Annotated in this window: 23 protein-coding genes and 1 other RNA gene; 6 read left to right on the top strand and 18 right to left on the bottom strand. The window is 47.3% G+C overall.

Going from position 1 to position 22,926, the window contains the following annotated elements; genetic code table 11:
* From rny to G4D54_09530, 8 genes are all read right to left on the bottom strand, one after another.
* Positions 1 to 1,554: a ribonuclease Y gene (gene rny / locus G4D54_09565; GenBank protein QJA02659.1), complete on the bottom strand. Its 1,554-nt coding sequence runs from the start codon at positions 1,552 to 1,554 to the stop codon at positions 1 to 3.
* 152 nt (positions 1,555 to 1,706) lie between these two features.
* On the bottom strand, positions 1,707 to 2,759 hold the full coding sequence (recA, locus tag G4D54_09560) for a recombinase RecA (protein ID QJA02658.1): 1,053 nt from the start codon (positions 2,757 to 2,759) through the stop codon (positions 1,707 to 1,709).
* A 32-nt stretch (positions 2,760 to 2,791) separates the two neighbouring features.
* Positions 2,792 to 3,253, bottom strand: a complete 462-nt coding sequence (locus G4D54_09555; GenBank protein QJA02657.1) for a CinA family protein — start codon at positions 3,251 to 3,253, stop codon at positions 2,792 to 2,794.
* Between the two features lie 2 nt (positions 3,254 to 3,255).
* Complete coding sequence (pgsA, locus tag G4D54_09550) at positions 3,256 to 3,846, bottom strand: CDP-diacylglycerol--glycerol-3-phosphate 3-phosphatidyltransferase (protein QJA02656.1); 591 nt, start codon at positions 3,844 to 3,846, stop codon at positions 3,256 to 3,258.
* Positions 3,830 to 4,774, bottom strand: a complete 945-nt coding sequence (locus G4D54_09545) for a helix-turn-helix domain-containing protein (protein QJA02655.1) — start codon at positions 4,772 to 4,774, stop codon at positions 3,830 to 3,832. The genes pgsA and G4D54_09545 overlap by 17 nt, the downstream gene beginning before the upstream one ends.
* A 71-nt stretch (positions 4,775 to 4,845) precedes the next feature.
* Complete coding sequence (locus G4D54_09540; GenBank protein ID QJA02654.1) at positions 4,846 to 5,076, bottom strand: hypothetical protein; 231 nt, start codon at positions 5,074 to 5,076, stop codon at positions 4,846 to 4,848.
* Positions 5,071 to 5,413: RNase P RNA component class B (rnpB, locus tag G4D54_09535), an RNA gene on the bottom strand. The genes G4D54_09540 and rnpB overlap by 6 nt, the downstream gene beginning before the upstream one ends.
* 7 nt (positions 5,414 to 5,420) lie before the next feature.
* Positions 5,421 to 5,744 (bottom strand): DivIVA domain-containing protein, encoded by a 324-nt coding sequence (locus G4D54_09530; GenBank protein QJA02653.1) that lies wholly within the window; start codon positions 5,742 to 5,744, stop codon positions 5,421 to 5,423.
* A gap of 312 nt (positions 5,745 to 6,056) precedes the next feature.
* Between G4D54_09530 and G4D54_09525 the strand changes: the two genes are divergently transcribed.
* From G4D54_09525 to G4D54_09515, 3 genes are all read left to right on the top strand, one after another.
* Entirely contained in the window at positions 6,057 to 8,708 is a 2,652-nt protein-coding gene (locus tag G4D54_09525) for a penicillin-binding protein (GenBank protein ID QJA02652.1), read from the top strand.
* A gap of 158 nt (positions 8,709 to 8,866) precedes the next feature.
* A complete protein-coding gene (gene recU / locus G4D54_09520; protein QJA05182.1) occupies positions 8,867 to 9,457 on the top strand; it encodes a Holliday junction resolvase RecU in 591 nt (196 codons plus the stop codon).
* The gene (locus G4D54_09515) at positions 9,426 to 12,857 is read left to right on the top strand and encodes a penicillin-binding protein 2 (GenBank protein QJA02651.1); all 3,432 of its coding nucleotides are present in this window, start codon (positions 9,426 to 9,428) and stop codon (positions 12,855 to 12,857) included. The genes recU and G4D54_09515 overlap by 32 nt, the downstream gene beginning before the upstream one ends.
* Before the next feature lie 239 nt (positions 12,858 to 13,096).
* On the opposite strand, the gene nth is transcribed toward G4D54_09515, so the two are convergent.
* From nth to G4D54_09465, 10 genes are all read right to left on the bottom strand, one after another.
* A complete protein-coding gene (gene nth / locus G4D54_09510) occupies positions 13,097 to 13,744 on the bottom strand; it encodes an endonuclease III (GenBank protein QJA02650.1) in 648 nt (215 codons plus the stop codon).
* Positions 13,744 to 14,280, bottom strand: coding sequence for a DnaD domain protein (locus tag G4D54_09505; GenBank protein QJA02649.1), 537 nt, complete (start codon positions 14,278 to 14,280; stop codon positions 13,744 to 13,746). Before G4D54_09505 ends, nth begins: the two co-directional genes overlap by 1 nt.
* A 1-nt stretch (position 14,281) precedes the next feature.
* Positions 14,282 to 14,740, bottom strand: coding sequence for a hypothetical protein (locus tag G4D54_09500; GenBank protein ID QJA02648.1), 459 nt, complete (start codon positions 14,738 to 14,740; stop codon positions 14,282 to 14,284).
* Between the two features lie 180 nt (positions 14,741 to 14,920).
* Positions 14,921 to 15,601, bottom strand: a complete 681-nt coding sequence (locus G4D54_09495) for a 5'-methylthioadenosine/adenosylhomocysteine nucleosidase (GenBank protein QJA02647.1) — start codon at positions 15,599 to 15,601, stop codon at positions 14,921 to 14,923.
* A complete protein-coding gene (locus G4D54_09490) occupies positions 15,598 to 16,311 on the bottom strand; it encodes a class I SAM-dependent methyltransferase (GenBank protein ID QJA02646.1) in 714 nt (237 codons plus the stop codon). Before G4D54_09490 ends, G4D54_09495 begins: the two co-directional genes overlap by 4 nt.
* Positions 16,308 to 16,646 carry a ribosome silencing factor gene (rsfS, locus tag G4D54_09485; GenBank protein QJA02645.1) on the bottom strand — a complete coding sequence of 113 codons (339 nt, stop codon included), beginning with the start codon at positions 16,644 to 16,646 and terminating at the stop codon, positions 16,308 to 16,310. The genes G4D54_09490 and rsfS overlap by 4 nt, the downstream gene beginning before the upstream one ends.
* Before the next feature lie 16 nt (positions 16,647 to 16,662).
* Entirely contained in the window at positions 16,663 to 17,691 is a 1,029-nt protein-coding gene (gene nadD / locus G4D54_09480) for a nicotinate (nicotinamide) nucleotide adenylyltransferase (protein QJA02644.1), read from the bottom strand.
* A 3-nt stretch (positions 17,692 to 17,694) separates the two neighbouring features.
* Positions 17,695 to 17,979 (bottom strand): ribosome assembly RNA-binding protein YhbY, encoded by a 285-nt coding sequence (yhbY, locus tag G4D54_09475; GenBank protein QJA02643.1) that lies wholly within the window; start codon positions 17,977 to 17,979, stop codon positions 17,695 to 17,697.
* A complete protein-coding gene (yqeH, locus tag G4D54_09470) occupies positions 17,979 to 19,061 on the bottom strand; it encodes a ribosome biogenesis GTPase YqeH (GenBank protein ID QJA02642.1) in 1,083 nt (360 codons plus the stop codon). The genes yhbY and yqeH overlap by 1 nt, the downstream gene beginning before the upstream one ends.
* The gene (locus G4D54_09465) at positions 19,054 to 19,578 is read right to left on the bottom strand and encodes a YqeG family HAD IIIA-type phosphatase (GenBank protein QJA02641.1); all 525 of its coding nucleotides are present in this window, start codon (positions 19,576 to 19,578) and stop codon (positions 19,054 to 19,056) included. Before G4D54_09465 ends, yqeH begins: the two co-directional genes overlap by 8 nt.
* Before the next feature lie 151 nt (positions 19,579 to 19,729).
* Between G4D54_09465 and G4D54_09460 the strand changes: the two genes are divergently transcribed.
* The 3 genes from G4D54_09460 (at position 19,730) to G4D54_09450 (ending at position 22,770) form a co-directional block, all read left to right on the top strand.
* A complete protein-coding gene (locus G4D54_09460) occupies positions 19,730 to 20,386 on the top strand; it encodes a TetR/AcrR family transcriptional regulator (protein ID QJA02640.1) in 657 nt (218 codons plus the stop codon).
* A gap of 65 nt (positions 20,387 to 20,451) precedes the next feature.
* Positions 20,452 to 21,708, top strand: a complete 1,257-nt coding sequence (locus tag G4D54_09455) for an MFS transporter (protein ID QJA02639.1) — start codon at positions 20,452 to 20,454, stop codon at positions 21,706 to 21,708.
* 21 nt (positions 21,709 to 21,729) lie between these two features.
* Positions 21,730 to 22,770: a M42 family metallopeptidase gene (locus G4D54_09450; GenBank protein ID QJA02638.1), complete on the top strand. Its 1,041-nt coding sequence runs from the start codon at positions 21,730 to 21,732 to the stop codon at positions 22,768 to 22,770.
* The last annotated feature ends 156 nt before the right edge of the window (positions 22,771 to 22,926 follow it).

The following is a 22,926-nucleotide window of genomic DNA, read 5'->3' as shown; positions in this document are numbered from 1 at the left end:
CTACTTCGCCAGTTCGCAGGCTCTGGTTTCACGAATGACCGTCACCTTGATCTGTCCGGGGTATGTAAGCTCAGCTTCAATCTTATCCTTGATATCACGGGCCAGCTTATGGCATCCCAGATCATCCATCTTCTCCGGCACCGCCATTACGCGAACCTCGCGTCCTGCCTGAATAGCATAGGCGCTGTCTACCCCATCGAAGGACTTCGTGATTTTCTCAAGCTCCTCCAGACGATTGATGTAATTCTGCAGGGCTTCATAGCGCGCACCCGGACGGGCTGCGGAAATCGTATCCGCTGCGATAACCAGATTGGAAATCAAGAACTGCGGTTCCACTTCCCCATGGTGTGACTGGATGGCATTTAAGACAACCTCACGCTCTCCATGCTTCTTACAGAACTTGTAGCCCAGCTCGATATGACTGCCCTCGACTTCAAAGTCCAGTGCCTTTCCGATATCATGCAGAAGACCTGCACGCTTCGCCAGCTGCTGGTTCAAGCCCAGCTCTGCTGCCATCATACCGGTAAGGTGAGCAACCTCCATACTGTGCTGCAGTGCATTTTGTCCATAAGAGAAACGATACTTCAAACGTCCGATCAGACGAATGATTTCTCGATCAATTCTGCCGATGCCAAGCTTGAAGACGGTATCCTCACCGGTCTTCATGATATTGGTATCCATTTCCTTCTTGATTTTGTGTACAACCTCTTCAATGCGTCCAGGCTGAATACGTCCGTCCTTGATCAGATGCTCCAGAGCCAGTCTTGCGACCTCTCTTCGAATCGGGTCAAAGCAGGAAACGGTAATTGTTTCCGGAGTATCATCAATGATCAGATCAACACCGGTTGCCTGTTCAATCGCCTTGATATTTCTACCTTCACGACCGATGATTCTTCCCTTCATTTCCTCACTTGGCAGTGATACGACGGATACGGTGCGATCCACCGCCTCATCAGAGGAAATCCGCTGAATACTGAGGGCGACGATATTGCGTGCCTTTTCGTCCGCAATGGACTTCGCTTCCTCTTCCTTTTCTTTAATATATGCCATCGTTTCTTTTTCCATACGCTTTTCTGTGATGGCCATCAGTTCTTCTCTTGCTTCGGCAGTTGTCAGGGAAGCAACACGCTCTAGCTCCTCTACCTGCACATCAATTTTTTCCTGTAATTCTTTATCTTTTTTATCTAGCATTGCCATTTTGTCAGCTAACTGCGCACTCTTCACATCGATCTGCTTTTCTTTGCTGGTCAACGTTTCATCACGGAAATTCAGGTTGTCTTCTCTGCGCAGCAGTTTGTTTTCCATATCGGTCACTTCCTGCTTGCGTTCCTTAATTTCCTTCTCAGCCGCAATCTTTAATTCATGAGCTTGTGTACGACCATCCAGCACTGCCTGTTTTACCATGGAATCGGCTTTTGTTTCCGCTTCCTTCAACAGCATGGATGCCTTTTGCTGATCTTTATTTAAACCCGCCTTGGAGATAATCACCATGATTACCACACCAATGGCAAGACCTGTCAACACAGACAAAAAGATGATAAGTGGATTATCCATACCACAATTCCTCCATTCGTCTTTCTCAGAGAGTTTTCTCTCTGTATTATATTGTACATAATTTTCACATTTTTCTCAACAAAAAAGCGCACTTTTCACAAAAATGCGTGAATTTATGTAAGTGTTTCCATATTTACAGAAAAAGAAGAAGCCTATGCTTCCTCCTTTTTCTCCTCACTTACTTCAGCTTTCTGCGGTGCGGTTTTCTCTCGCAGCTTTGCGCCGAGCTCCTCCATCAGTGCAGGGTTGCTCTTGATAAAGGTCTTGGCAGCTTCCTTGCCCTGTCCGATTTTCTCGCCGTTATAGGAGAACCATGCTCCGCTTTTCATAACGATATCATGATCCACACAAAGATCCAGCAGCTCTGCCACATAGGAGATTCCCTCACCATACATAATTTCAATCTGTGCAACCTTAAACGGAGGTGCAACCTTATTCTTTACAACCTTGACGTTCACCTTGTTACCGATGATATCCGTACCGTTCTTGATGGCCTCACTGCGTCGGATATCCAGACGTACAGAGGAGTAGAATTTCAGCGCTCTTCCCCCCGGCGTCGTTTCCGGATTTCCAAACATGATGCCGACCTTTTCTCGCAGCTGGTTGATAAAGATAGCCGTACATTCACTGCGGTTCATAATACCGCTCAGCTTCCGCATGGCCTTGGACATCATACGGGCCTGCAAGCCGACATTTGCATCCCCCATCTCACCGTCCAGCTCAGCCTGCGGCACCAGTGCCGCAACGGAATCGACAACAACCAGATCGATTGCACCACTCTTGATCAGCATTTCTGTAATATCCAGCGCCTGCTCTCCGCTGTCCGGCTGGGAAAGAATCAAATCATCGATATTGACACCAAGATTCTTGGCGTAGGTGGGATCAATGGCATTTTCCGCATCGATAAAGGCTGCGCGTCCGCCCTTTTTCTGTACCTCCGCAATGGCATGCAGAGCCAGCGTTGTCTTACCACTGGACTCCGGACCGTAGATTTCCACGATTCGCCCCTTCGGATATCCACCGATTCCCAATGCCTCATCCACCTTGATGGACCCGGAGGATATAGCATCGATTTCCACAGAAGCACGATCTCCAAGCTTCATAATGGAGCCTTTTCCAAACTGTTTTTCAATCTGCTTTAATGTATCATCCAGCAGATTCTTTTTCTTTGTGTCCTTATCCTGGGACTTTTTCTCTTTTTCCATTCATTTCTCCTTTTTCCAATTATATTTACGAATCAGCATGCATCCAGAAAACGGATGACCTGCTTTCCCATTTCCTCAACGAGTTTTTTTCTCAATGCATTGCGCTCCATCGTCAGATGAAATTCATAAACCTCACAGCGGTGCCGGTCTGCAATCGCACAATAAACCAGACCTGCCGGCTTCCCCTCCATGGTGTCCGGCCCCGCATTACCGCTAAAGGATACACACAGATCGACATCCAGCAGCAGTCTTGCCTTTTCCGCCATCTCTTTTGCGCAGGGTGCACTGACAACCCCGTATTTCTCTACAATTTCTTCACGCACATGCACAACATTGACCTTGCATTCGGTCCAATAGGTGACAATACTGCCTTTTAAAACAGCAGAAGCACCACTGACTTCTGCTATTGTACTTGCGAACAGACCGGCAGTCAGACTCTCACAGCTGCCAATGGTCAGCCTGTCCTTTTTCAGGCGTTCGATCAATGCCTTCATATTTACATTGTCTCCATGACAATATCCTTCAGCTTTAGGAAATACTCTGCTCCGCTTGCCACCGACACCGCCACTGCCGCATAAAACAGAATATCAGCGACAGGAAGTGATACAAACGCAAACGGCAGGTTGTTCAACAGCAGAAAGATGATGGCGAACATCTGCAGCACCGTTTTCGCCTTGCCCATCATACCGGCAGCAACCACCTTGCCCTTGGCACTGGCATTCATACGCAGTCCATCCACGATCATATCCCGCCATATCATAATCAGCACAAATACCGCAGGTACCACACCGTCCACTGCAAACAGGATGAACATCGTATTCACCAGCAGCTTATCCGCAATCGGATCGATAAATTTCCCGAAGGAGGTAATCAGATTGTGCTTTCTTGCGATATATCCATCCAAGTAATCGGTAAAGCTCGCAATTGCAAACAGAATCAGTACAAGCAGTGCCGTCATGCTGACAGCAATATGCTCACCGCTCACATCAGCACCAAAGGCCTCCGGCAAATCTGTAAACAGATAGATACAGGCGATAACCGGAACCAGTACGATGCGAAACATCGACAGCTTATTTGGAAGATTCATCACTGTCACCCGCAATCGTAAACTCCAGTGTGATGGCACCGCTCGAATTCACAATGGAATCATCCAGCTTTACATTCTTGTCATTGATCTTTAACTGTGTATTATACATATAGCCGACATAAAGCTCCAGCTTCATGCCCTTTTTCGCCTTCACTGTTCCTTTTGCAGAGGATTTGTATTCGTATACCTGTGCCTTTGGCTCATCCAGCACCTTGCCGTCAACACTGGCGCTGAATCCGGAGGAGCTTCCCGCAAAGGTAACTTCAAAATTCAGCTCCTCCCCGTCCTTCAGATTTTCAATGGTGTAATGGGTCGCATCGATTTTGGATATACTGATTTCCTTTTCCTCTTCCTTCTGCTGTCCCTCTTCCTCTTTCTTTTCGTCGCTGCTCGGATACTTATTCGTACCGTTTTCCGTCTGCTCCGGTGCAGTTGGCTGCGCATTATTCGCTGTTTTCCCCTTACCTGCATCCGATTTCAGAAATACGACAAACGCAAACATGATAACGATTGCCACGACTGCCACAATGGCAATCAGGGATACCAGAGACATATCCGGCTTGCGAAACCGTCGCTTCTGCCTCGTTTTTACATTCGCTGTGGAAACCTTGCTTAGCTTTTCCGACTTTGCAATATTCTTTTCAATTTCCTCATGGTTGATCTGTGCCGAGGTTGTAAAGGTCATGGTGTAATCATTAACATCCTTACGCAGCTCATCCTTGATGTCCTCAAAGTCCAGTCCCAGTACATCGCAATAGGATTTCACAAAGAAGCGCAGATAAGACAGATCATCATGAAAAAAACCGATGTCTCCTTCCTCCAGCGCTTTTATATGTTTCTGAGTCAGGCGTGTCTGATCGCTCACTTCTTCGATGGTCAGCCCCAGCTCTAATCTTTTCTCTTTTAACAGTCTACCGATTTCTTCCATAGAGCACCTCTTTATTTATCTTAACTTGTCACATATCAGTATGAACAGATTTTATAATCTCTATTATTATATCAGTCAAATTCTTTTATGTAAATGAAACCTTCACAAAATTCGTCTTTCACTTTTTTATCCCATAAATCCCTCATTTTCATACCGTAGAACAGGAAAAGGCTGCGGCTGATTCGAATAGCATTCTCTTTGGATAGCCTGTTGTTTACCAAGGCTTCTTTCAGCCCGCCTTCCCTGCATGTAAAGACATGAAAAAGCGAAGGACGCGCCTTCGCTGATTGCTTCCACTGCATAAGCCATGTTCTGTACTCTCTTGCGAAAGTGGCAGTCATTTATCTACGTGTTTCCACGTTCCGATCACTGGCTTCGTTTTGCCGTGATTAGATTCCCCTACCAAATTTGGGTTTCTCGCTTGCGGGGTTTACCCGTTCCATCTTTCCGGTTTCCCGAAAAGCTCGTTTCTGTGGCACTTTTAAAGGAGTCCGCCATAGCTTTCACCACAGGCCTTCTCCAGCCGTCAGCTTACGCTGCCTGGATTTATCGTTTCATCCAGCACAAACACTACATTCATCACAGAATGTGCGAGCATGGACTTTCCTCTGACCTTACGGCCAGCGACTGCCGCAGAAGAAGCAGTTTATTTTTTACTGGCAAACACCGCGTTTTCCAGACGGGTCAGACGCTTCAGAATATCCACATTGCCATTTGCAGCAACGCTTTCCTCCTGAACAGCTCCCTGTTTCCCTTCCAGCTCGATGATTTTCGCCTTCATGGCAGCAATCTGCTTTTCATATTCCTGCAGACGCTCCCCCAGATTCTCAATCATGGCATCATATTCCTGATAATCATTGATGACAAGATCCAGAAACTCATCCACTTCTACGGATGAATATCCCTTGAAATCTATATTAAACTGTTTATTCAATACATCTTCCACTTTTAGCTTGAATCTTTTTTCCATGAATTTCACCTTCCACTTACATAGTTTCTCAGAATTTCCAGAAAAAAGCAAGGGAAAATTACACAAACGCACACTTTCCTACGTTTCGACATACACGTGTATTATTATAAGGTTGCCGCAGGCACACTGTGGAAGCGTGGGACGATGTGATTTCTATGTGAAAATTCAAACGATTTTCTTAAAGCGGTGGAAATCGTTTGTAAAATTGTTTATAGTAGATTATGATATAGGATGTGTAAATGACACAATCATAACTTTAAATATCTGACACACTGATCGTGTGCATTCGATACGACAAGGAGGAAACATCATATGGATAAAAAGCAACAGCCAAAGGCAGTCCGCAGGAAATCAGGACAGGGCGGTGGAAGGATATTCCGCAGCATTGTCATCGTTTTTCTGGCACTGGTACTGGTCGGAGGGGTTTCCGTATTCTTCATGCTGAGCACGATTGTCGGCTCTGTGGATACGGATGATATGGCGGATAAAATCGTCAATCGGGAGCCATCGACATTTTATGCGGCAGACGGTACGAAAATTTATGAATGGGGCGGTGTCAGCCGGGAAAATGTCACCTACAAGCAAATTCCCCAGTCTACGATCGATGCCTTTCTGGCAATCGAGGATTCCCGTTACTTTTCCCATAACGGATTCGATCTTCCCCGCTTCATTTCCAGTGCTTTATTCAATGTAAAGTCCGGAAGCTTTGCGCAGGGCGGTTCCACACTGACCATGCAGACCATCGACAACTTCATCATGAAGCCGGAAGAGGAAAAGGCCGAAAAAGAGGGCAAGACATATTCCGCGTTGGAAAAAGTAGAACGTAAGGTACAGGAAATCTACATGAGTATGAGTCTGGAAAAGGACCTGTCCAAGGAAGAAATCATTACGAAGTATCTGAATGAAATCAATTTCGGTGACAGTGCCCGCGGTATTCAAAAGGGTGCTGAATATTATTTTGGTAAGAATGTTGAGGAATTAAATCTGGCGGAAAGTGCCTTTCTAGCCGGTGTCATCAACGCACCAAACAGCTATAATCCCTACCGTGGCTACGACAAGAGCACCGGTGATAACTTCTATCAGTATGCGAGTGAGCGTAGAGATGAAACACTGAATCTGATGCTGAAGCACGGCTATATTACGGAAACCGAATACAAGCTGGCAAAAAGCACAAAGCTGGCATTCCAGCTGACCGGAGAGAAGAAAAAATCATCTGCCGGCTCTGATAAATATTACGACTATGTATATGAAGCTGCGAAGGAAGTACAGGCGCTTACCGGAGAGGATCCTGCACTTGTTCCCATGAAAATCTATACATCCCTGGATATCCATGCACAGGATCATGCCAATGAATTATCCAGCGGTAGGTCTGTCGAATTCTTCTCGGACAGCAATTTCCAAATCGGATTCACTGTTTTAAACAATCAGACCGGCGAAATCGTCGCCGTTTCCGGAGGCAGAGGCGATGTGGAATCCAAGACCTATTTGAATCGCTATACAGAGCCGAAGAGTGTTGGCTCCACCATCAAGCCGCTGCTGGATTATGCGCCAACCTTTGATAAGCTGGGATGGGCTACCTCCCGTGTCATGGAGGATAAGCCGCTGAATCTCACCGGATGGTCTGTACAGAACTCCGATGGCAATTTCTATGGAAAGGTCAGCCTAGAGCGTGCTGTATCCAAGTCCCTGAATACGATTGCCGTGCAATCCCTGCAGGCTCTTCTGGAGAGTGAAGGACAGGATGCAATGATTCAGTATCTAAAGAATTTAGGCTTCAGTGATTCGGTTGCCGATGCCTTCAGTCTTCAGTATTCCATCGGTGGTGCGGAAATGAAGGGCTCCACAACGCAAATGGCAGCTGCCTATGCAGCCCTGGCTAATGGCGGCTATTATATTGAACCGCACATGGTCACAAAGGTGGAATATAAGGATGAATCCAGAACCTTCGACAACAAGCCGAAGAAAACGCGCGTCATGTCCGAGCAGGCAGCTTATATGATGAGTGATCTGCTGTACAAGGCAGTAAACGGCAAAACAAAGGGTGAAAACCTGATGGGTTCCCTTGGCTTCGGCGCCTATCCTGTCTATGGTAAGACAGGCACCAGTGACTGGGCCGACTTGGGTGTGGCATACGGTATTCCCGTTCTCGCAATGAAGGATGAATGGATGATAAATTATACAAGCGAATACACAATCGCGACCTGGTCAGGCTTTGATGCAGCAAAGGAAGGCGCATATTTCACAATGGATATGATTAACGCAAATATCCCCGGCTGGATCAACAAATCCATGCTGGATACCATCAGTTCCAACGCTGTTCGTATTCAACAGCCGGATGGCATCAGCTCCTATGGCGGCGGTCTGATCAAGACAGAATGGCTCTCTTCGGCAGCAAAGAACAACCCGATGACAGAACAAAATGCGAATGTCACCAACAGCAAGCTGGAAGCGGCAATATCCAGTGCTGCAGGCATGAATGCAGATGATTATACGGCGGAAAGCTATGCCAAGCTGAAGGAAGCTCTGGATGCGGCACGAAAAGTGATGGCGAACTCTGCGGCAACACAGGAGGAAATCGATGCGGCACGAAGTGCATTGGAAGCCGCCATGCAGGGACTTGTAAAGAAAGAGGAAACACCGAAGACGGATACCTCGGCACTGAGCTCGGCCCTGAACAGTGCGCAGGGCTATGTGGATACCACCAAATATCAAAGCGATAAGGTTGCGGCTTTGCAAAGTGCAATCAGCAGCGGTAACAGTGTGCTCGCGAATAAGGACAGTACGCAGGAACAGATTGATGCGGCGACCGCTGCCATCAATACAGCTGTGCAGAATTGTATCAGCTCCCCTGTGCAAACCACACCACCGCCGGATACCGGTGGCGACGCAAACAACGGCAACGGTACAACACCTCCTTCGGACAATACCCAGAACAACCAGAATAATCAAACACCGGCACCATAAAGCAGGACAGGATCGATTTATGATCCTGTCTTTTATTCTTTACCTTTATAAAAGTAAATTTTTCCAACAACATTGCCCGCAAAAGTAGAAATAAGAAGGAAATTTGTATATAATAGAAAAAGGTGATAAATGTGATAGGATATCCAAATAGAAAAGTGATGCCGACACCAGCCGTTAAAGCCCAGGATAACCACATGGGAAGAGGGATGTCGTTGGAGAATGATTTGAATGATTCCAATGCATATTACTGCAGCTGCGATCGTGCATTGATACATAAGAAGCCGACACCAATACAGGTTGTCAAGGTTGATTACCCTGAGCGCAGTGCCGCCAAAATTACGGAAGCCTATTATAAAACACCAAGTACAACAGATTACAACGGTATCTATCGTGGAAGAGCTATCGATTTTGAAGCAAAGGAAACAAGGCAGAAGACCTCGTTCCCCTTCAAAAGCATTCATCCACATCAGATTGAGCATTTAAAAAAGGTGATACAGCATGGAGGAATCGGATTTTTCATTATCCGTTTCACCTGCTTCGAAGAAACCTATCTGATCGATGCCGCAATACTGATTGACATGTACTATGAGGGAGAACGCAAATCGATATCTTACATGAAAGTGAAGGAAGTAGGTTCCCTTATCCGTATGGGTCTGACACCGAGATTATGTTATCTTGATAACGTCGATGCCCTGTACTTCAAGGAGGAAAAATCATATGGAACAAAATCCAAACGAGGAAACGGTTGATGTGAATGCATCACCGCAGCAACCAGAAGCAAAGGACACCTTAGAAACAACAGATGACATGGATTCACAGGCTTCTGTGAAAGCGGAAGGCTCCACGGAAGCAGATAGGTCAGCTTCAAAGGAAAAGGAAGCAGTACCGGTTGAGACAGCATTGGAGACTGGACCTGCACAGGATACAGAAAAAGCCCCAGTGGACGCTGATACGAAAGCTGAAGTGACAGAAAATGATACTGATGAAGAAAAAACGTCAGCCACAACAGAAGTATCCGATGCAGCAGCTGCAAAGACAGAAGCTGGTGCAGAAGGAATGCCGTCTGATTTCAACACCGCAGAGAATGCTTCTGCAGATACAACCGTTTCTGAGGAGGCTACCCCTGCAGAAGGCACTCCAGAAGCAAGCCTGGAAGAAGACGTCGCTTCTGAAGATGAACCTTTATCAGAGCAAGCTGTGCAGGAGCCTGTTTCAGCAGAAGCCGTCAACACGGACATACTGAATGAGGAAGCTATCCCTGCAGAGGACACTCCAGAAGCAAGCCTGGAAGAAGACGCCTCTTCTGAGGATGAGACTTTATCAGAGCAAGCTGTGCAGGAGCCTGTTTCGGCAGAAGTTGTCAACACAGACATACTGAATGAGGAAACGCTTGTCAGTGCGGAAGCTGAGGAAGCAGACTCTGCCAATCGTAAAAAGAAGCCTGAGAAAAATAAAGGAAAGCTGAGCAGAGGGCGTAAAATCGTCAACGGCATTATCATTGCTTTTCTGACAATCGCCTTACTTGGCAGCGGGACAGGTGCTTATCTGCTTTACCACATCGCACATAAGGCTGATCCTGATGGAATGGTAGAAAAGATGAAAAGTGACGAGCCGTCTGTTTTCTATGCAAGTGACGGTAAGACAATCATCGGAGAGCTGGGAGAAGAAAGCCGCGAAAACATCACCTATGAACAGGTTCCGCAATCAACAATTGATGCTTTTCTGGCTATCGAGGATTCCCGTTTTTATTCTCATAACGGATTTGACCTTCCCCGTTTTATCTCCAGCGCATTCAACAATATGAAATCCGGTGACCTTTCACAGGGAGGCTCTACGCTGACCATGCAGACGGTCGACAATTTCATCATGAAGCCTGTGGAAGACAAGATGCAGAAGGAAGGAAAATATTTCAGCACCAAGGAAAAAATCGAACGCAAAATTCAGGAAATTTATCTGAGCATGTGTCTGGATGACGAATTGAGCAAGGAAGACATCATGACAAGATACCTGAATCAGATCAACTTCGGTCAGCATACCCGTGGAATCCAAAAAGGTGCACAATATTACTTTGGCAAAAACGTAGAGGATCTGAACCTGTCGGAAAGTGCTTTCCTCGCCGGCGTTATCAATGCGCCAAACAGCAACAATCCCTACAACGGCATCATCGATGGTGACAATTACTATCAGCAGGCAATGAAGCGGCGGGATGAAACACTGTATCAAATGCTGAATCACGGCTACATAACAGAGACAGAATACAAGCTGGCAAAAGCAACAAAGCTGGCGTTTCAGGTTGCCGGAGAGCCGGATGCTGCTGAACTGGACCCTTATAAGGACTATGTGCGTGCAGCGGCGGATGAAATCATCGATAAATACGGGGTTGATCCGGCTACAACGCCAATGAAGGTATACACAGCACTGGACATCAATGCACAAAAGGCCGCAAACAAGGCATCCAGCGGAAAGGTCGTCGGCTTAACCGATAACAAGTATTATCAAATCGGCTTTACTGTTCTGAATAACAAAAACGGTGAAGTTATCGCTGTGAGTGCAGGCAGAACCGACATCAAATCCGCAGACGGTCAGGTGCATTTCCGTTTCCGTGAGCCGCATCAGCCGGGTTCCAGTATCAAACCGATCTTTGATTACGCTCCATCCTTTGATAAAATTGGTTACTGTACCTCCCGTGTATTTGTAGACAAGGCAATCAGCTTCGGTAACTGGAATGTTATCAATGCAAACGGTACATACAATGGCAAGGTATCCATGGAGCGTGCGATTGCACAGTCTTTGAACACCCCAGCGGTCAATACCTTTGATGCCCTGTTAAATCGCGTTGGCTATGATGAAATGATCAGCTATGCCAAGAAAATGGGCTTTGATCCGGATGTCGCAAAGAACATGGATATTCAGTATTCCATAGGGGCTTCCGGTATGATGGCCTCCCCTACCGAAATGGCTGCGGCTTATGCGACACTAGCAAATGGCGGCACCTACAATGAGGCGCATATGGTACGGAAAATCGTATACAAAAACGAAGATAAAACCATCAAGGCAAAGGTTCAAACACATCAGCCGCTATCTCCGCAGGCTGCCTACATGACCAGCGATCTGCTTTACCGTGCAATTTTCGGGAAAGACAGTGGTTGGAATTTAATGAGCCGTTTAGGCTTTGGTGCCTATCCGGTATATGGAAAGACTGGAACGAGTGACTGGGCGGATGATGCCTGGAAGTATGGCGGCCCTATGAAGGATGAATGGATGATCAATTACACAAGCGAATACACCATCGCTACGTGGAGCGGCTTTGACAGCGGTATTGAGGGCAAACCTACATATATCAGCGAAGAAATACTGAATGCCAATATTCCGGGCTGGATCAACAAATATATGCTGGACAGCATCGCAACCGGAAATGAGCATATGATATCCAGTCCGGGCGGCATCAGCAGCTATGGCGGCGGTATGATCAAGTCCGAATGGCTGGCAACTGCCAAGCAGAACAATCCATTAACAATCGCTAATTCCAAAACAAACAATAAGGCATTGAAATCTGCAGTAAGCTCTGCCAAGGGTATGAAATCCTCTGATTATACGGCGGAAACCTACAGCAAGCTGCAGGCGGCAATTGCAGCTGCGGAAAAAATTCTAAAGGATGATATGGCTCCACAGGAGGATATTGATAAGGCGAAGGCAGATTTGCAGGCAGCCTTGAACGGTCTGGTATCCAGCGCAAATAAGAGCAGTCTGAATGCTGCCCTTACCAAGGCGGCAGGCATCAATACCTCTCTGTATACACCAGAGAGCATCCATGCATTAAACGCTGCCGTAAACAGCGCAAAATCAGTCTATGACAATAAAAAATCCACACAGGCACAAATTGATGCACAAACCTCTGCCGTGAACAATGCCATCAACACGCTGGTACAGAAGCCGGTGATCAGCCGTGATGCATTAAATGAAGCAATCAATAAAGGAAACGCCATCAACCGTAACTCCTATACGGTAGAAAGTGTACTTCAATTTGACAGTATATTGAATACTGCAAAAACAGTATACGGCGATGCAAATGCCACACAGGCACAGATTGATGAACAGACAGCTAAGGTAAACGCTGCCCTGACAGAGGTCTTAAAGCCTGCGCAATAAATGCAGATAATAGTAGAAAAGGATGATTCTTAGAACCATCCTTTTTCTTCTCTCTTTCAAACAGCTGCACCTTACACGCAGATTATGCATTGTCTGGGATACACAATGCTCCGCACATCTGCGCTCAGTATCAGCCTAGCAATAAATACCGGCAGCTTGCCATGTTTCATATTCTATATGTTATTATGGAGTACCAAGGTTTCATCTGATTCAAAAAAAACGACCCGCAATGGATCGTTTTATGCCTTTTTGGAATTCCGATATGCTTCCAGCTTATCCTTTTTACAAAACTCCTTAAACGGACATTCCTCACATTTCGGATTTCGTGCTGTACAGAAATATCGCCCGAAGAAGATAAAGAGATGATGAGCGCGGTTCCAGCGTTCCCGCTTCAGCTTGCGCTTTAATTTCTGTTCTACGACTTCTACACTATCCTGCACCTTAGCAAGCCCCAGTCGCTTGGAAATGCGTTCTACATGCGTATCCACTGCAATGCTGGGAATATCAAAGCAGACACTGCGAACGACATTGGCAGTCTTACGGCCAACTCCTGCCAGAGAGGTCAACTCCTTCATGCTTTCCGGAACAACACCGTCAAAGGATTCCAGCAGTGATCTGCTGAGGTTCTGAATGGAGCGCGCCTTGTTGCGGTACAGGCCGATTCTTCGTATCTTATCCTCAATGTCGCGTATATCCGCCTCCGCCATCGCCTGCGGTGTTCCAAAGGCTTCAAACAGGGCAGGCGTCACTTTATTGACCGCCGCATCTGTCGTCTGTGCAGACAATACAACAGCCACCAGCAATTCAAATGCATTTCTGTGCTCCAGCTCACAATGGGCATCCGGAAACATCTCTTCCAGTATATCCAGAATTTCATCCGTTGTCATCAGCGCTCTCCCCCTTCGTATTTCTCAGCTGTCATACCGCGGTTTTTCCATTCCACCAGAATACGCTCTATGTAATCAAAGCTTTTATGATCGTAGGTCAGCGCTTCGCGCAGCGCATAACAGATCAGCTTCTGCTCATAGTCCTTCAGCCAGTCAGCCATGCGCTGCAGCTCCATCTGTGACAGCGGTCTGCCAAACTCCGATTCAAACAGATCGAATAAGGACTGATCAAACGCCAGACTCTTTTCACTGTTATCCGCAAAAACACCATCAATATTAAACAGGATTTTTCCGTTTTGAAACTGCAGCGCCAGATAGCCCTTGGCACTTAAATGAGAAAGGATATCATCAATTTCATCGGAATCCTTTTTCAGCTTATCTGCCAGAATCCCATGTGTGATCGGTATCTGATACTCATTCATAAAATCAATCATCAAAACCACCATGATTTCCTCAATGGTAAGACTCAGCTCCTTCAAATGATCCAAAATCCAGTCCCTGCGGTTGATACAACGCTCATTCCACCACTTTTCCATATTATGCTTCTCCCTTTTTCAGATAATAGACTTCCTTCAGACTGTCATAATCCAGCAGAATCTCTCCGGCCGAGCAATCCACAACATACACCGGATTATCATATCCATACCCAAGTGCAACCTGTATTTCCTTTGCGCCATAGCGCTTCTGCACTTCCTGCTTTACCTTATCCGTCTGCTCCGTATCCTTTTTTCTGGATACGATTGCCTTCCCTTTATCATTAAACCAGACGTAATTGTCCGCATCCTCCCCCACATAGGTAATGTAATAGAATGCATCACGCCGCAGATTTTTTATTTCCTTATACGTATCCCGGATGGCACTCATCTGTTCATCAATTTTTTCTTCATATTTACGGGATGGTCCACTGATAAAGATCGAGGATTCCACAAGCAGTACAATCAGCAGTACAGCAAGCAAACCAATACTTACCGCCAGCGATTTTCCATTGATTTTCATTGCGTACCTCCTTTACACTTCTGTCTTTTATTATACACAATTTTAGAGGATTTGTCTTGAAAAAACCTTTGCAGATTTAGAAACAGCTGCAAACTCACTCCGCCTTATCATTATATCAGAAATCGCATTCTATGCCCACGCAACGGATAAAATTGTAAGAAAAAAGACGGGTTTTCCGTCTTATGCCATGCACTTCATCAGTTCCCTGCAGAAGCTTGCACTGCGTGAGGAGGCATGCTCTACATAGGTCATGAAATCCATATGGGAGTCCTTACTGTGTGCTACATCGGAAAGTGAGCGCAGGACGACAAAGGGGATATGATAATGAGCGCATACCTGAGCAATCGCACCGGCTTCCATCTCCGCACAGACTGCATCCGGAAACAGCTCGTTCAGCCGTTGCAGCTGCGCTTCCCGGGCAACGAACTGATCTCCGCTTGCCACCAGACCGCGATGCACCACAACGCCCAGCTTGTTCAATGCCTGCTCGCACATGTCACCAAGATCCTGGTCCGCTTCAAAATACAGACCGATTCCATCAGCTCCATCCACAGGACTCGTATCGTAATCGTGCTGAACGACCTGTGTACTGATAACGGCATCCAGAATATTCTGCTGCACCAGCAGACCTCCGGCCGTCCCGATGTTGACGATACAATCGATCGAAAAATTCTCCAGCAGAATCGTCGTTGCCATACCGGCATTTCCTTTACCGACACCGCTTTTCATCACAAGCAGCTCTTTGCCCGCCAGTATTCCCTTATCAAAGTCAATTCCGCTTTTCATCAGATGCTCATGACTTTCCATAATGGATACGATGGCATCCACTTCCTTATCCATTGCTGCAATCACTGCAATCATTGTATACCTCCCGCTTTCCTGCAGATATAAAACTGCTTTTCTCCCTCACAGATTCCCGCCTGTGTAAAATCCGTATAGACCTCCACCTGAAAGCCGGCGTTTTTTAATTCCGCTAGAATCCAGGCAGGCTCATAAACTCTTTGCTCATGCTGTTCCAGTGTCACACGTCCTTCACTATCATAAAAAGCGAAATTCTGATAAATCCGGTCATCCTCGCTGGTGATGGTCCACTGGTATTCCAGCTCCTTAACATGCCCCGCTTCATTGTATTCCTCTGCAAATTCCTCCAGGCGATCCATGGAGTGCATATCCACAAGAAAAACACCGTTCTCGCACAGATGCTGATAGGCGCCCTGAAACAACGCACGCACCTGCTCGTCCTTTAACAGATAATTGAAGCTGTCGCACAGACAAAGGATACCGTCATAGCTTTTATCCGTATGCAAATCACACATATCCATAACGCTCCATGACACCCGCTCACTGCCGCGCTTCTTCTTTGCTTCCTCAATCATGGCAGCGGAAAGATCACTCGCATCAACGTGGTAGCCCTCCTGCGCAAGAGCGATGGTAATTTCCCCGCTCCCGCAGGCCAGCTCCAGCAGCTCTGTTCCCCGGATATGCGCCTTGACAAGCTCCACCCAGCAGGCTGTCGCCTCATCATCCTTAACCAGCGCATCATAGACATGCGCCAGCAGCTCATACATCATAATGAAAAATCCTCATGCGGCAGATCGGCATACAGCTTCTCCAGCTGGAAATGGTCACGCTCCTCATTCATGAATACATGAACGACGATACTGTTTAAATCAACCAGCACCCAGCGGGATTCACTGTTCCCTTCCATCGCACGAATTTCGTATCCGTTTTCACGAACACGGTCCTTGATATTATCGGCAATCGCATGTGTCTGCCGTACACTCGGCGCACTGCAGATCACAACGTGATCGATAAAGGGATTCAGCTCGCGAAAATCATACAGCAGTGGGCGTTCCCCCTTCTTTTCATCAACTGCCTTTTGTACAATACTCAATAATTCATCCATATAGTAGCTCCTTACCTTATTTCAATGTGCCTTCTTTTTTCAGATAAGCCTCCTGCTGCTGCTTCACAACACGGTAGCCCTTCTTCAGGCTTTTCCTGCTGATTTCGATTTCTTTACCGGAATCATAGCCGCGTGAGGGATCCAGCTTATCTGCGATAAACAGAATGCGGTCATAATCCGTTCGGTTTCTTCCCTTCACATGATGATATATCGCCTGCAGAATACGCCGGTCACGAATATGAAAAACCTTATTCACATAATCTGCTCCGATATAGCCATGCCATATCGCGGCTGCTTCCTCCAGGTGGTCCGGCATATGTGCACGCATCCAAGCCTTCGCTTTCTCATACGGAAGCTGCTTGCATACATCGTGTGCTATTCCCATAATATAGGCAGCTCTGGTATCCAGACCATGCGCCTGCGCGAGTTCGACACACAGCTGTGCGACCGATTGGCTGTGAAGATAGCGGTGTTCATTCATCCGCTCCTTCACCATGCTTTCCAGATACAGCGCATGTGCTCCCATAAATGCACGGACAGCTTCAGGTACCTGATACAGCTTATGCCCCTTTCGAATCTCGCTGCTGGATACCGGAATCAGCGGCATGACGACCCGCCGAAGACCAACAGGCAGCTGCTCCGCATTCCACTCTCTTGAAAACACATAAAAGGGCAGCTGGTGCTTCAGCTCCTCGCTGTCCTTCCATCGGTCGAACTGCCTCGCCTGATCATCCCCGATCAGCCAGCAGAAGGAATGCTTCGGATAGCGCTTTTTCAGCTCCTTCACCGTACGTATGGTATAGGAAACACCCTCCAGCTGATGCTCCAGCGTGCACAGCTTCATATGCCGGTATGGCCTGATAGCAAGAGATACCATAGCCGCACGATCCGAAAAGGAGGCAGCCTGCGTTTGCTTTAACGGCGTTGCTGCACTCGGCATAAACCACACCTCATCCACGCGCAGCTGCTTCAGTGCCTGCTTTGCAATCTGCAGATGTCCGTTATGTATCGGATCAAAGGCTCCGCCCAGTACCGCGATCCGCATATACTATAACCCCAGCTTATTTTTCTTGCTTCGCCGATACAGCGTAAAGGTACGCCCGATCACCTGCACCACCTCGCTGTGTGTTGCAGCGCTGATGGTGACGGCAGCCTCATTTGCCGTTATCGCACAGGTCTTTAAAAGCGATACCTTGACCAGCTCATGCGCCTCCAGTGAATCCGATATCGTCTTGATCAGATTTTCACTGATTGCATCCTTCCCCATCTGGAAGAGTGGTTTTCTTGTCTGCGCAATCCCGCGCAGCTCACTTTTCTGTTTTCCTGTTAACATTATATCATCGCCTTTCTAAACGTTACATTGCCCTGCTGTGCCACATAGACATCCACGGAAGCCACATCACCACGGATACAGAACCAGCCTAAGCCATGGATTACGACATCCAGCTTATGTTCCTGCACATGTCCATACGAAAATTTTTTCATATGCTCTCTTTCTCCAATCACCGGAGAAAGGATTTCATCATAATGCTGTGCCCACAATACATCCGCTTTTTCCTGCTTGCTGCGGTGCAGCGGCAGCCTTTCCGAAAAATAGGCAACACAGCTGACCTGTTCACACCTGATCAGATCCAGTCGGACAAGACCGCCCAGCGACAGTGTCTGATTGCCCTTCAGCTGATAGCCTCTGGCCTTTAAGGGCTTTAACGGAATCACCGTTTTCAGCAGACCATCATCCACATGCGTCAGCAAGGAATCCATACGGGTCAGTCCCGGTGTGTCATAAAGCTGATAGCCCTCCATCGCAATGGAATTGAAATCCAGCGTAGTCCCCGGATGCCGTGAGGTTGTCAGATCAACGCCATCACAGATGGCATTCAGCAGAGTGCTCTTTCCGGCATTCGCCATGCCCATGACAACAACATCACGCTCCTTACGGTAATGTGCAATCGCCGCACACACCTCATCGACGGATGCATTATCCTCACGCCGGGCATGTGCAGCCAGATCTCCGCAGACCACAATTCCCTGAACAAGGATTCCCTCTTCCTTTAAACGGCGCAGCAAAAACTGTGAAAGCTTCTCATTGCCCAGAGTTGCAGGAAGCAGGTCGCGCTTGGTCGCCACCATAAGGATATCCTTACCCAGCAGATGACGGTTGATACCCGGCAGCAGATTGGATTCAAAATCAAACAGATCAACCACCCAGACCACAAGCGCATCCATGGCGTTGATCTTCTGCAGTACAGCATCACTGTCAATGCCCTGCTTCATACTGATGACCACATCATCATAATGCCGGATACGGAAGCAGCGCTGACAATAGTCTGCCTCCATTTTCGGTGTATATCCGATTGCGGCGGCATCACTGCTCTGCAATACGACACCGCAGCCCTTACATATCTTATTACTCATCATACTCTCCTTTACGAAGCCGCCCTGTTATTTGCAGCAGCCGAAATACGATATTTTCAAAAAAACGATTAAACTTTGTGAATGACAAATCCCTGGTCACCACAGGTGCTGTCAGAACCGTATGCAGCCCCATCAGATTGGCTCCCAGAATATCCGTCATCAGCTGGTCCCCAACCACAGCGACCTCCTTCTTATCAACGCCCTGCTCCTTCAGCATTCTCCGGTAGGTTTTCGGCAGCGGCTTCATAGCGAACGGATAACAGTCCGCCTGCAGTCCCTTCGCAAAGGTTTCAACGCGTTCCTCCACGTTGTTACTGATAAACACGACCCGGATTCCCGCCTCCTGCATGCCGCGTATAAACTGTACAGCCTTTTCATCAGGTAGTGCCACATCATGCGGCACCAGCGTATTGTCGATATCACAGACGAGCAGGCGAATACCATGCTCCAACAGATACTCCGGGCGCAGAGCCGAAAAGCTATGGATATAATAATCGGGAGTAAACAGCTTCAACATCCTCATTTCTCCTATCTTTCGCATAAATCATATCTATTTTATCATATTTCCCTCTCACTTCAAACTGATTTTTCACAAGCAGGCTTTACATGTCACTTCCGATATGATAGGATATATACATACCAAACGTATGTATGATAAAGGAGGAGCTATGGCACGCAATAAATACCCGCAGAGAACCGTGGAGAAAATTCTGGAGGTTTCTCTGGCGCTCTTCAATGAGAAGGGCTATGAGAAAACAACGATACAGGACATCGTCAATGCCCTCGGTATGAGCAAGGGCGCCATCTATCATCACTTTAAATCCAAGGATGAAATTATCGAAGCACTGAGTGAACGCTGCTATCACAATGATACCCAGATGGAGCTGCTGCGAAATGCCAGTGATAAAACCGGTATCGAAAAGCTTCGTGCCATCATTTACCGACAGATTCAAAATGAAGAAAAGAAGCAGATTGACACCATATCCATAAATCTTTGGAAGAATCCGAAAATTTTCATGAGTGGCATGGCAGAAAATTTAAGTGTCAATTCCCAGATTGTGGAACGCATTCTGGAGGAAGGAATGGCGGATGGCAGTATCCGCCAGCAGGACCCGCTGTGTGCTGCACAGGTGCTGATGCTGCTATTGAATTACTGGATCTGTTCCCCCATCGTTTTAAAGGAGCTGGATGCGATACCGGCAAAGGTCGCCTACTTTCGCACGCTGTGTGATTCCATGGGCATACCGGTCATCGATGAGCCTCTCGAGCAGGAGCTGACAAGCTATTTCCGCATCCTTGCACAATCCATGCATGAGCTACCCTGACGGGTAGTTTCTCTTAATCAACATACATACCGTCGTTTGGTATCATAAAGAAAGGATGTTCCCTTATGAAAGCTTTCAATCGTAATTTTATACTCATGATTATCGGACAGATCATTTCCCTGTTCGGCAACGCAATTCTGCGTTTTTCCTTGTCTCTCTATGTATTGCAGGTTACCAGCAGTGCATCCATATTTGCGACCATACTGGCGGTTTCCATACTTCCGACCATTCTGCTATCCCCCTTCGGCGGTATTCTGGCGGATCGTGTAAGCAGAAGAAGCATCATGCTCAATCTTGATTTTCTGACCTCCTTCCTCATCTTCGGCTTTTCCATGGTAAGCACAAGGGGGTTCAGTATTGTGCTGGTTGCCATACTCATGATCTCATTGTCTATCATACAGGCATTCTATCAGCCCTCCGTACAGGCAAGCATTCCGCTGCTTGTTTCTGAGAATCAGCTGATGCAGGCAAACGGCATTGTTGTACAGATCAATGCACTGGCAACCCTGCTCGGACCTATTTTGGGCGGCTTTCTGTTTTCCTTCCTGCCGTTTTCTCTGTTACTGAATATTTCCGGAACTGCCTTCTTTCTATCCGCCATCCTGGAATGCATCATGCGTATTCCCTTTCAGCGGGTGGCAACAGATGGCTCCATGCTCTCCATCATACGCAGTGACTGTCGCCAGAGCCTGCACTTTCTGCGGCATGATAATCCGACCCTCCTTCATCTGTTACTGCTCTTAGCGGGATTGAATCTGGTTCTTTCCAGCTTTATCACCGTCGGTCTGCCTGTCATTTCCAATATCACCCTGCAGCTTCCGCCAACCTTCTATGGCTGGCTGGAAGCCGCAACCGGTATCGGCTCCATTGCCGGCAGCATTGCACTTCCGTTCTTTTTAAAGCGGGTGGATATGTCCGGTGCATGGCGCTTTCTTTTGAGCGGCAGTCTGTTTCTGCTCCCGATGGCACTGGTTTTATTCCTGCACACCCCGGTATATATCGCATATGCCTGCATCTTTGTATCCAGCATCTGCATCATGCTGTTTGCGGCCTTATTCAATATCTACGCGCAGACCTTCCTGCAGAAATCCACACCGAATCATCTGCTGGGAAAGGTGGCATCCATGGTCACCATGGTCGTCATGTGCTCCTACCCGATCGGTCAGTCCCTGTACGGCATTCTGCTGGAGACCTTTGCGACAAGAGTGGATATTCTGATCCTATTTGCCTGCATTGCCTCCCTTATCATTTCCCTCCTCAGCAGAAATGCATTAAAAACGATTGGAAATGATTGTGAAAAGGAGGCTGTCCTGATACAATAAAAACGTTTAAGGAGGCATATCATGGAATATCATGTAGAAGAAACAACGATAGAGGCACTGACAAGGATGCTGATTGAAACACCGAGTCCGGTCAGCTATTATGAGGAGATTCATCCGCTGATGGAACGCCTTGCAAAGAAGTATGGATATACACTTACGTATGACCGCAAGCGCACCGCTTATATCCGGGTGGAGGGAGAGGATACGACAAAAACGGTTTGTGTCGGTGCTCACCTGGATACCATCGGCCTGATGGTTCGCCATATCAACGATAACGGAACACTGGCTTTACGCAATCTGGGAGGCATCAACTACAACAATATTGAAGGCTGCAGCGTTCAGGTGCATACACGGGATGGAAACACGATCACCGGTCTGCTTGCCTGCACATCGCATTCCACCCATGTGTTTGATGATGCGAGAAGCGCCGTGCGCGAGGAATCCAATATGATGGTCATTCTGGATGAGCTGGTACACAGCAGTGATGAGGTGCGCGCACTGGGGATTGAGCATGGAGACATCATTTCCATCGATCCGGATTATCGATTTACAAAAAGCGGCTTCATCAAATCCCGTTTCATCGATGACAAGGCGGCAGTGGCAGCCGTGTTTGCAGTGCTGGAGGATTTACAGAAAACCGGCAGAAAGCCGCAGTATACCACGTTGTTCGCTTTCCCGCTGTATGAGGAAATCGGACACGGCGGCGCCTATCTGCCACAGGAGGTCAGTGAGTATGTCGCATTGGATATCGGCCTGATCGGTCCGGATTACTGCGGCAGTGAAACCAAGGTGAGTATCTGTGCAAAGGATAACTACACCCCCTATGATAGAGCACTGACAACAAAGCTGATTCATCTTGCAGGGGATCAGAAGCTGGATTACAGTGTGGATGTGTTTTATCATTATGGCACCGATGCCAGTGCGGCGATACGTGCAGGGAACAATGTGTATGCTGCAGCATTCGGTATGGGCTGCTTTGCATCCCACGGCATGGAGCGCTGTCATATCCAAAGCGTTGTGCAGACGGCTAAGCTGCTGTATGCCTATCTGCTGAGTAAATAGAAAGCAAAGTTCCTCTCAAAAGAAAAAAAGCAATGCGCACAGCATTGCTTTTTGTATACATCCGACAGCAGACTACTATGCGTCCCTGCCTGCAATTTTTTTAATACTGCATACCGTTTCGCTGCAATGCGTGCACATGATCCAGTGCATCCGCCA

It is taken from the genome of [Clostridium] innocuum, from assembly GCA_012317185.1.
Classification (GTDB): Bacteria; Bacillota_I; Bacilli_A; order Erysipelotrichales; family Erysipelotrichaceae; genus Clostridium_AQ; species Clostridium_AQ innocuum.
The sequence above is the reverse complement of the archived record's forward strand: the minus strand, read 5'-3'. Positions and strand labels throughout refer to the sequence as shown.

Coding starts and splice junctions, on each gene's coding strand:
- G4D54_09450 (QJA02638.1), top strand. CDS start 21,730: ATGGAATATCATGTAGAAGAAACAACGATAGAGGCACTGACAAGGATG.
- nadD (QJA02644.1), bottom strand. CDS start 17,691: ATGCGGATCGCGGTACTGGGCGGAGCCTTTGATCCGATACATAACGGA.
- G4D54_09540 (QJA02654.1), bottom strand. CDS start 5,076: ATGCAGTGGAAGCAATCAGCGAAGGCGCGTCCTTCGCTTTTTCATGTC.
- G4D54_09515 (QJA02651.1), top strand. CDS start 9,426: ATGGAACAAAATCCAAACGAGGAAACGGTTGATGTGAATGCATCACCG.
- pgsA (QJA02656.1), bottom strand. CDS start 3,846: ATGAATCTTCCAAATAAGCTGTCGATGTTTCGCATCGTACTGGTTCCG.
- G4D54_09530 (QJA02653.1), bottom strand. CDS start 5,744: ATGGAAAAAAGATTCAAGCTAAAAGTGGAAGATGTATTGAATAAACAG.
- G4D54_09505 (QJA02649.1), bottom strand. CDS start 14,280: ATGGAAAAGTGGTGGAATGAGCGTTGTATCAACCGCAGGGACTGGATT.
- G4D54_09495 (QJA02647.1), bottom strand. CDS start 15,601: ATGATTGCAGTGATTGCAGCAATGGATAAGGAAGTGGATGCCATCGTA.
- G4D54_09455 (QJA02639.1), top strand. CDS start 20,452: ATGAAAGCTTTCAATCGTAATTTTATACTCATGATTATCGGACAGATC.
- rny (QJA02659.1), bottom strand. CDS start 1,554: ATGGATAATCCACTTATCATCTTTTTGTCTGTGTTGACAGGTCTTGCC.
- G4D54_09465 (QJA02641.1), bottom strand. CDS start 19,578: ATGTTGAAGCTGTTTACTCCCGATTATTATATCCATAGCTTTTCGGCT.
- G4D54_09555 (QJA02657.1), bottom strand. CDS start 3,253: ATGAAGGCATTGATCGAACGCCTGAAAAAGGACAGGCTGACCATTGGC.
- recU (QJA05182.1), top strand. CDS start 8,867: ATGCCGACACCAGCCGTTAAAGCCCAGGATAACCACATGGGAAGAGGG.
- yqeH (QJA02642.1), bottom strand. CDS start 19,061: ATGAGTAATAAGATATGTAAGGGCTGCGGTGTCGTATTGCAGAGCAGT.
- G4D54_09490 (QJA02646.1), bottom strand. CDS start 16,311: ATGATGTATGAGCTGCTGGCGCATGTCTATGATGCGCTGGTTAAGGAT.
- rsfS (QJA02645.1), bottom strand. CDS start 16,646: ATGGATGAATTATTGAGTATTGTACAAAAGGCAGTTGATGAAAAGAAG.
- recA (QJA02658.1), bottom strand. CDS start 2,759: ATGGAAAAAGAGAAAAAGTCCCAGGATAAGGACACAAAGAAAAAGAAT.
- yhbY (QJA02643.1), bottom strand. CDS start 17,979: ATGTTAACAGGAAAACAGAAAAGTGAGCTGCGCGGGATTGCGCAGACA.
- G4D54_09545 (QJA02655.1), bottom strand. CDS start 4,774: ATGGAAGAAATCGGTAGACTGTTAAAAGAGAAAAGATTAGAGCTGGGG.
- nth (QJA02650.1), bottom strand. CDS start 13,744: ATGACAACGGATGAAATTCTGGATATACTGGAAGAGATGTTTCCGGAT.
- G4D54_09500 (QJA02648.1), bottom strand. CDS start 14,740: ATGAAAATCAATGGAAAATCGCTGGCGGTAAGTATTGGTTTGCTTGCT.
- G4D54_09460 (QJA02640.1), top strand. CDS start 19,730: ATGGCACGCAATAAATACCCGCAGAGAACCGTGGAGAAAATTCTGGAG.
- G4D54_09525 (QJA02652.1), top strand. CDS start 6,057: ATGGATAAAAAGCAACAGCCAAAGGCAGTCCGCAGGAAATCAGGACAG.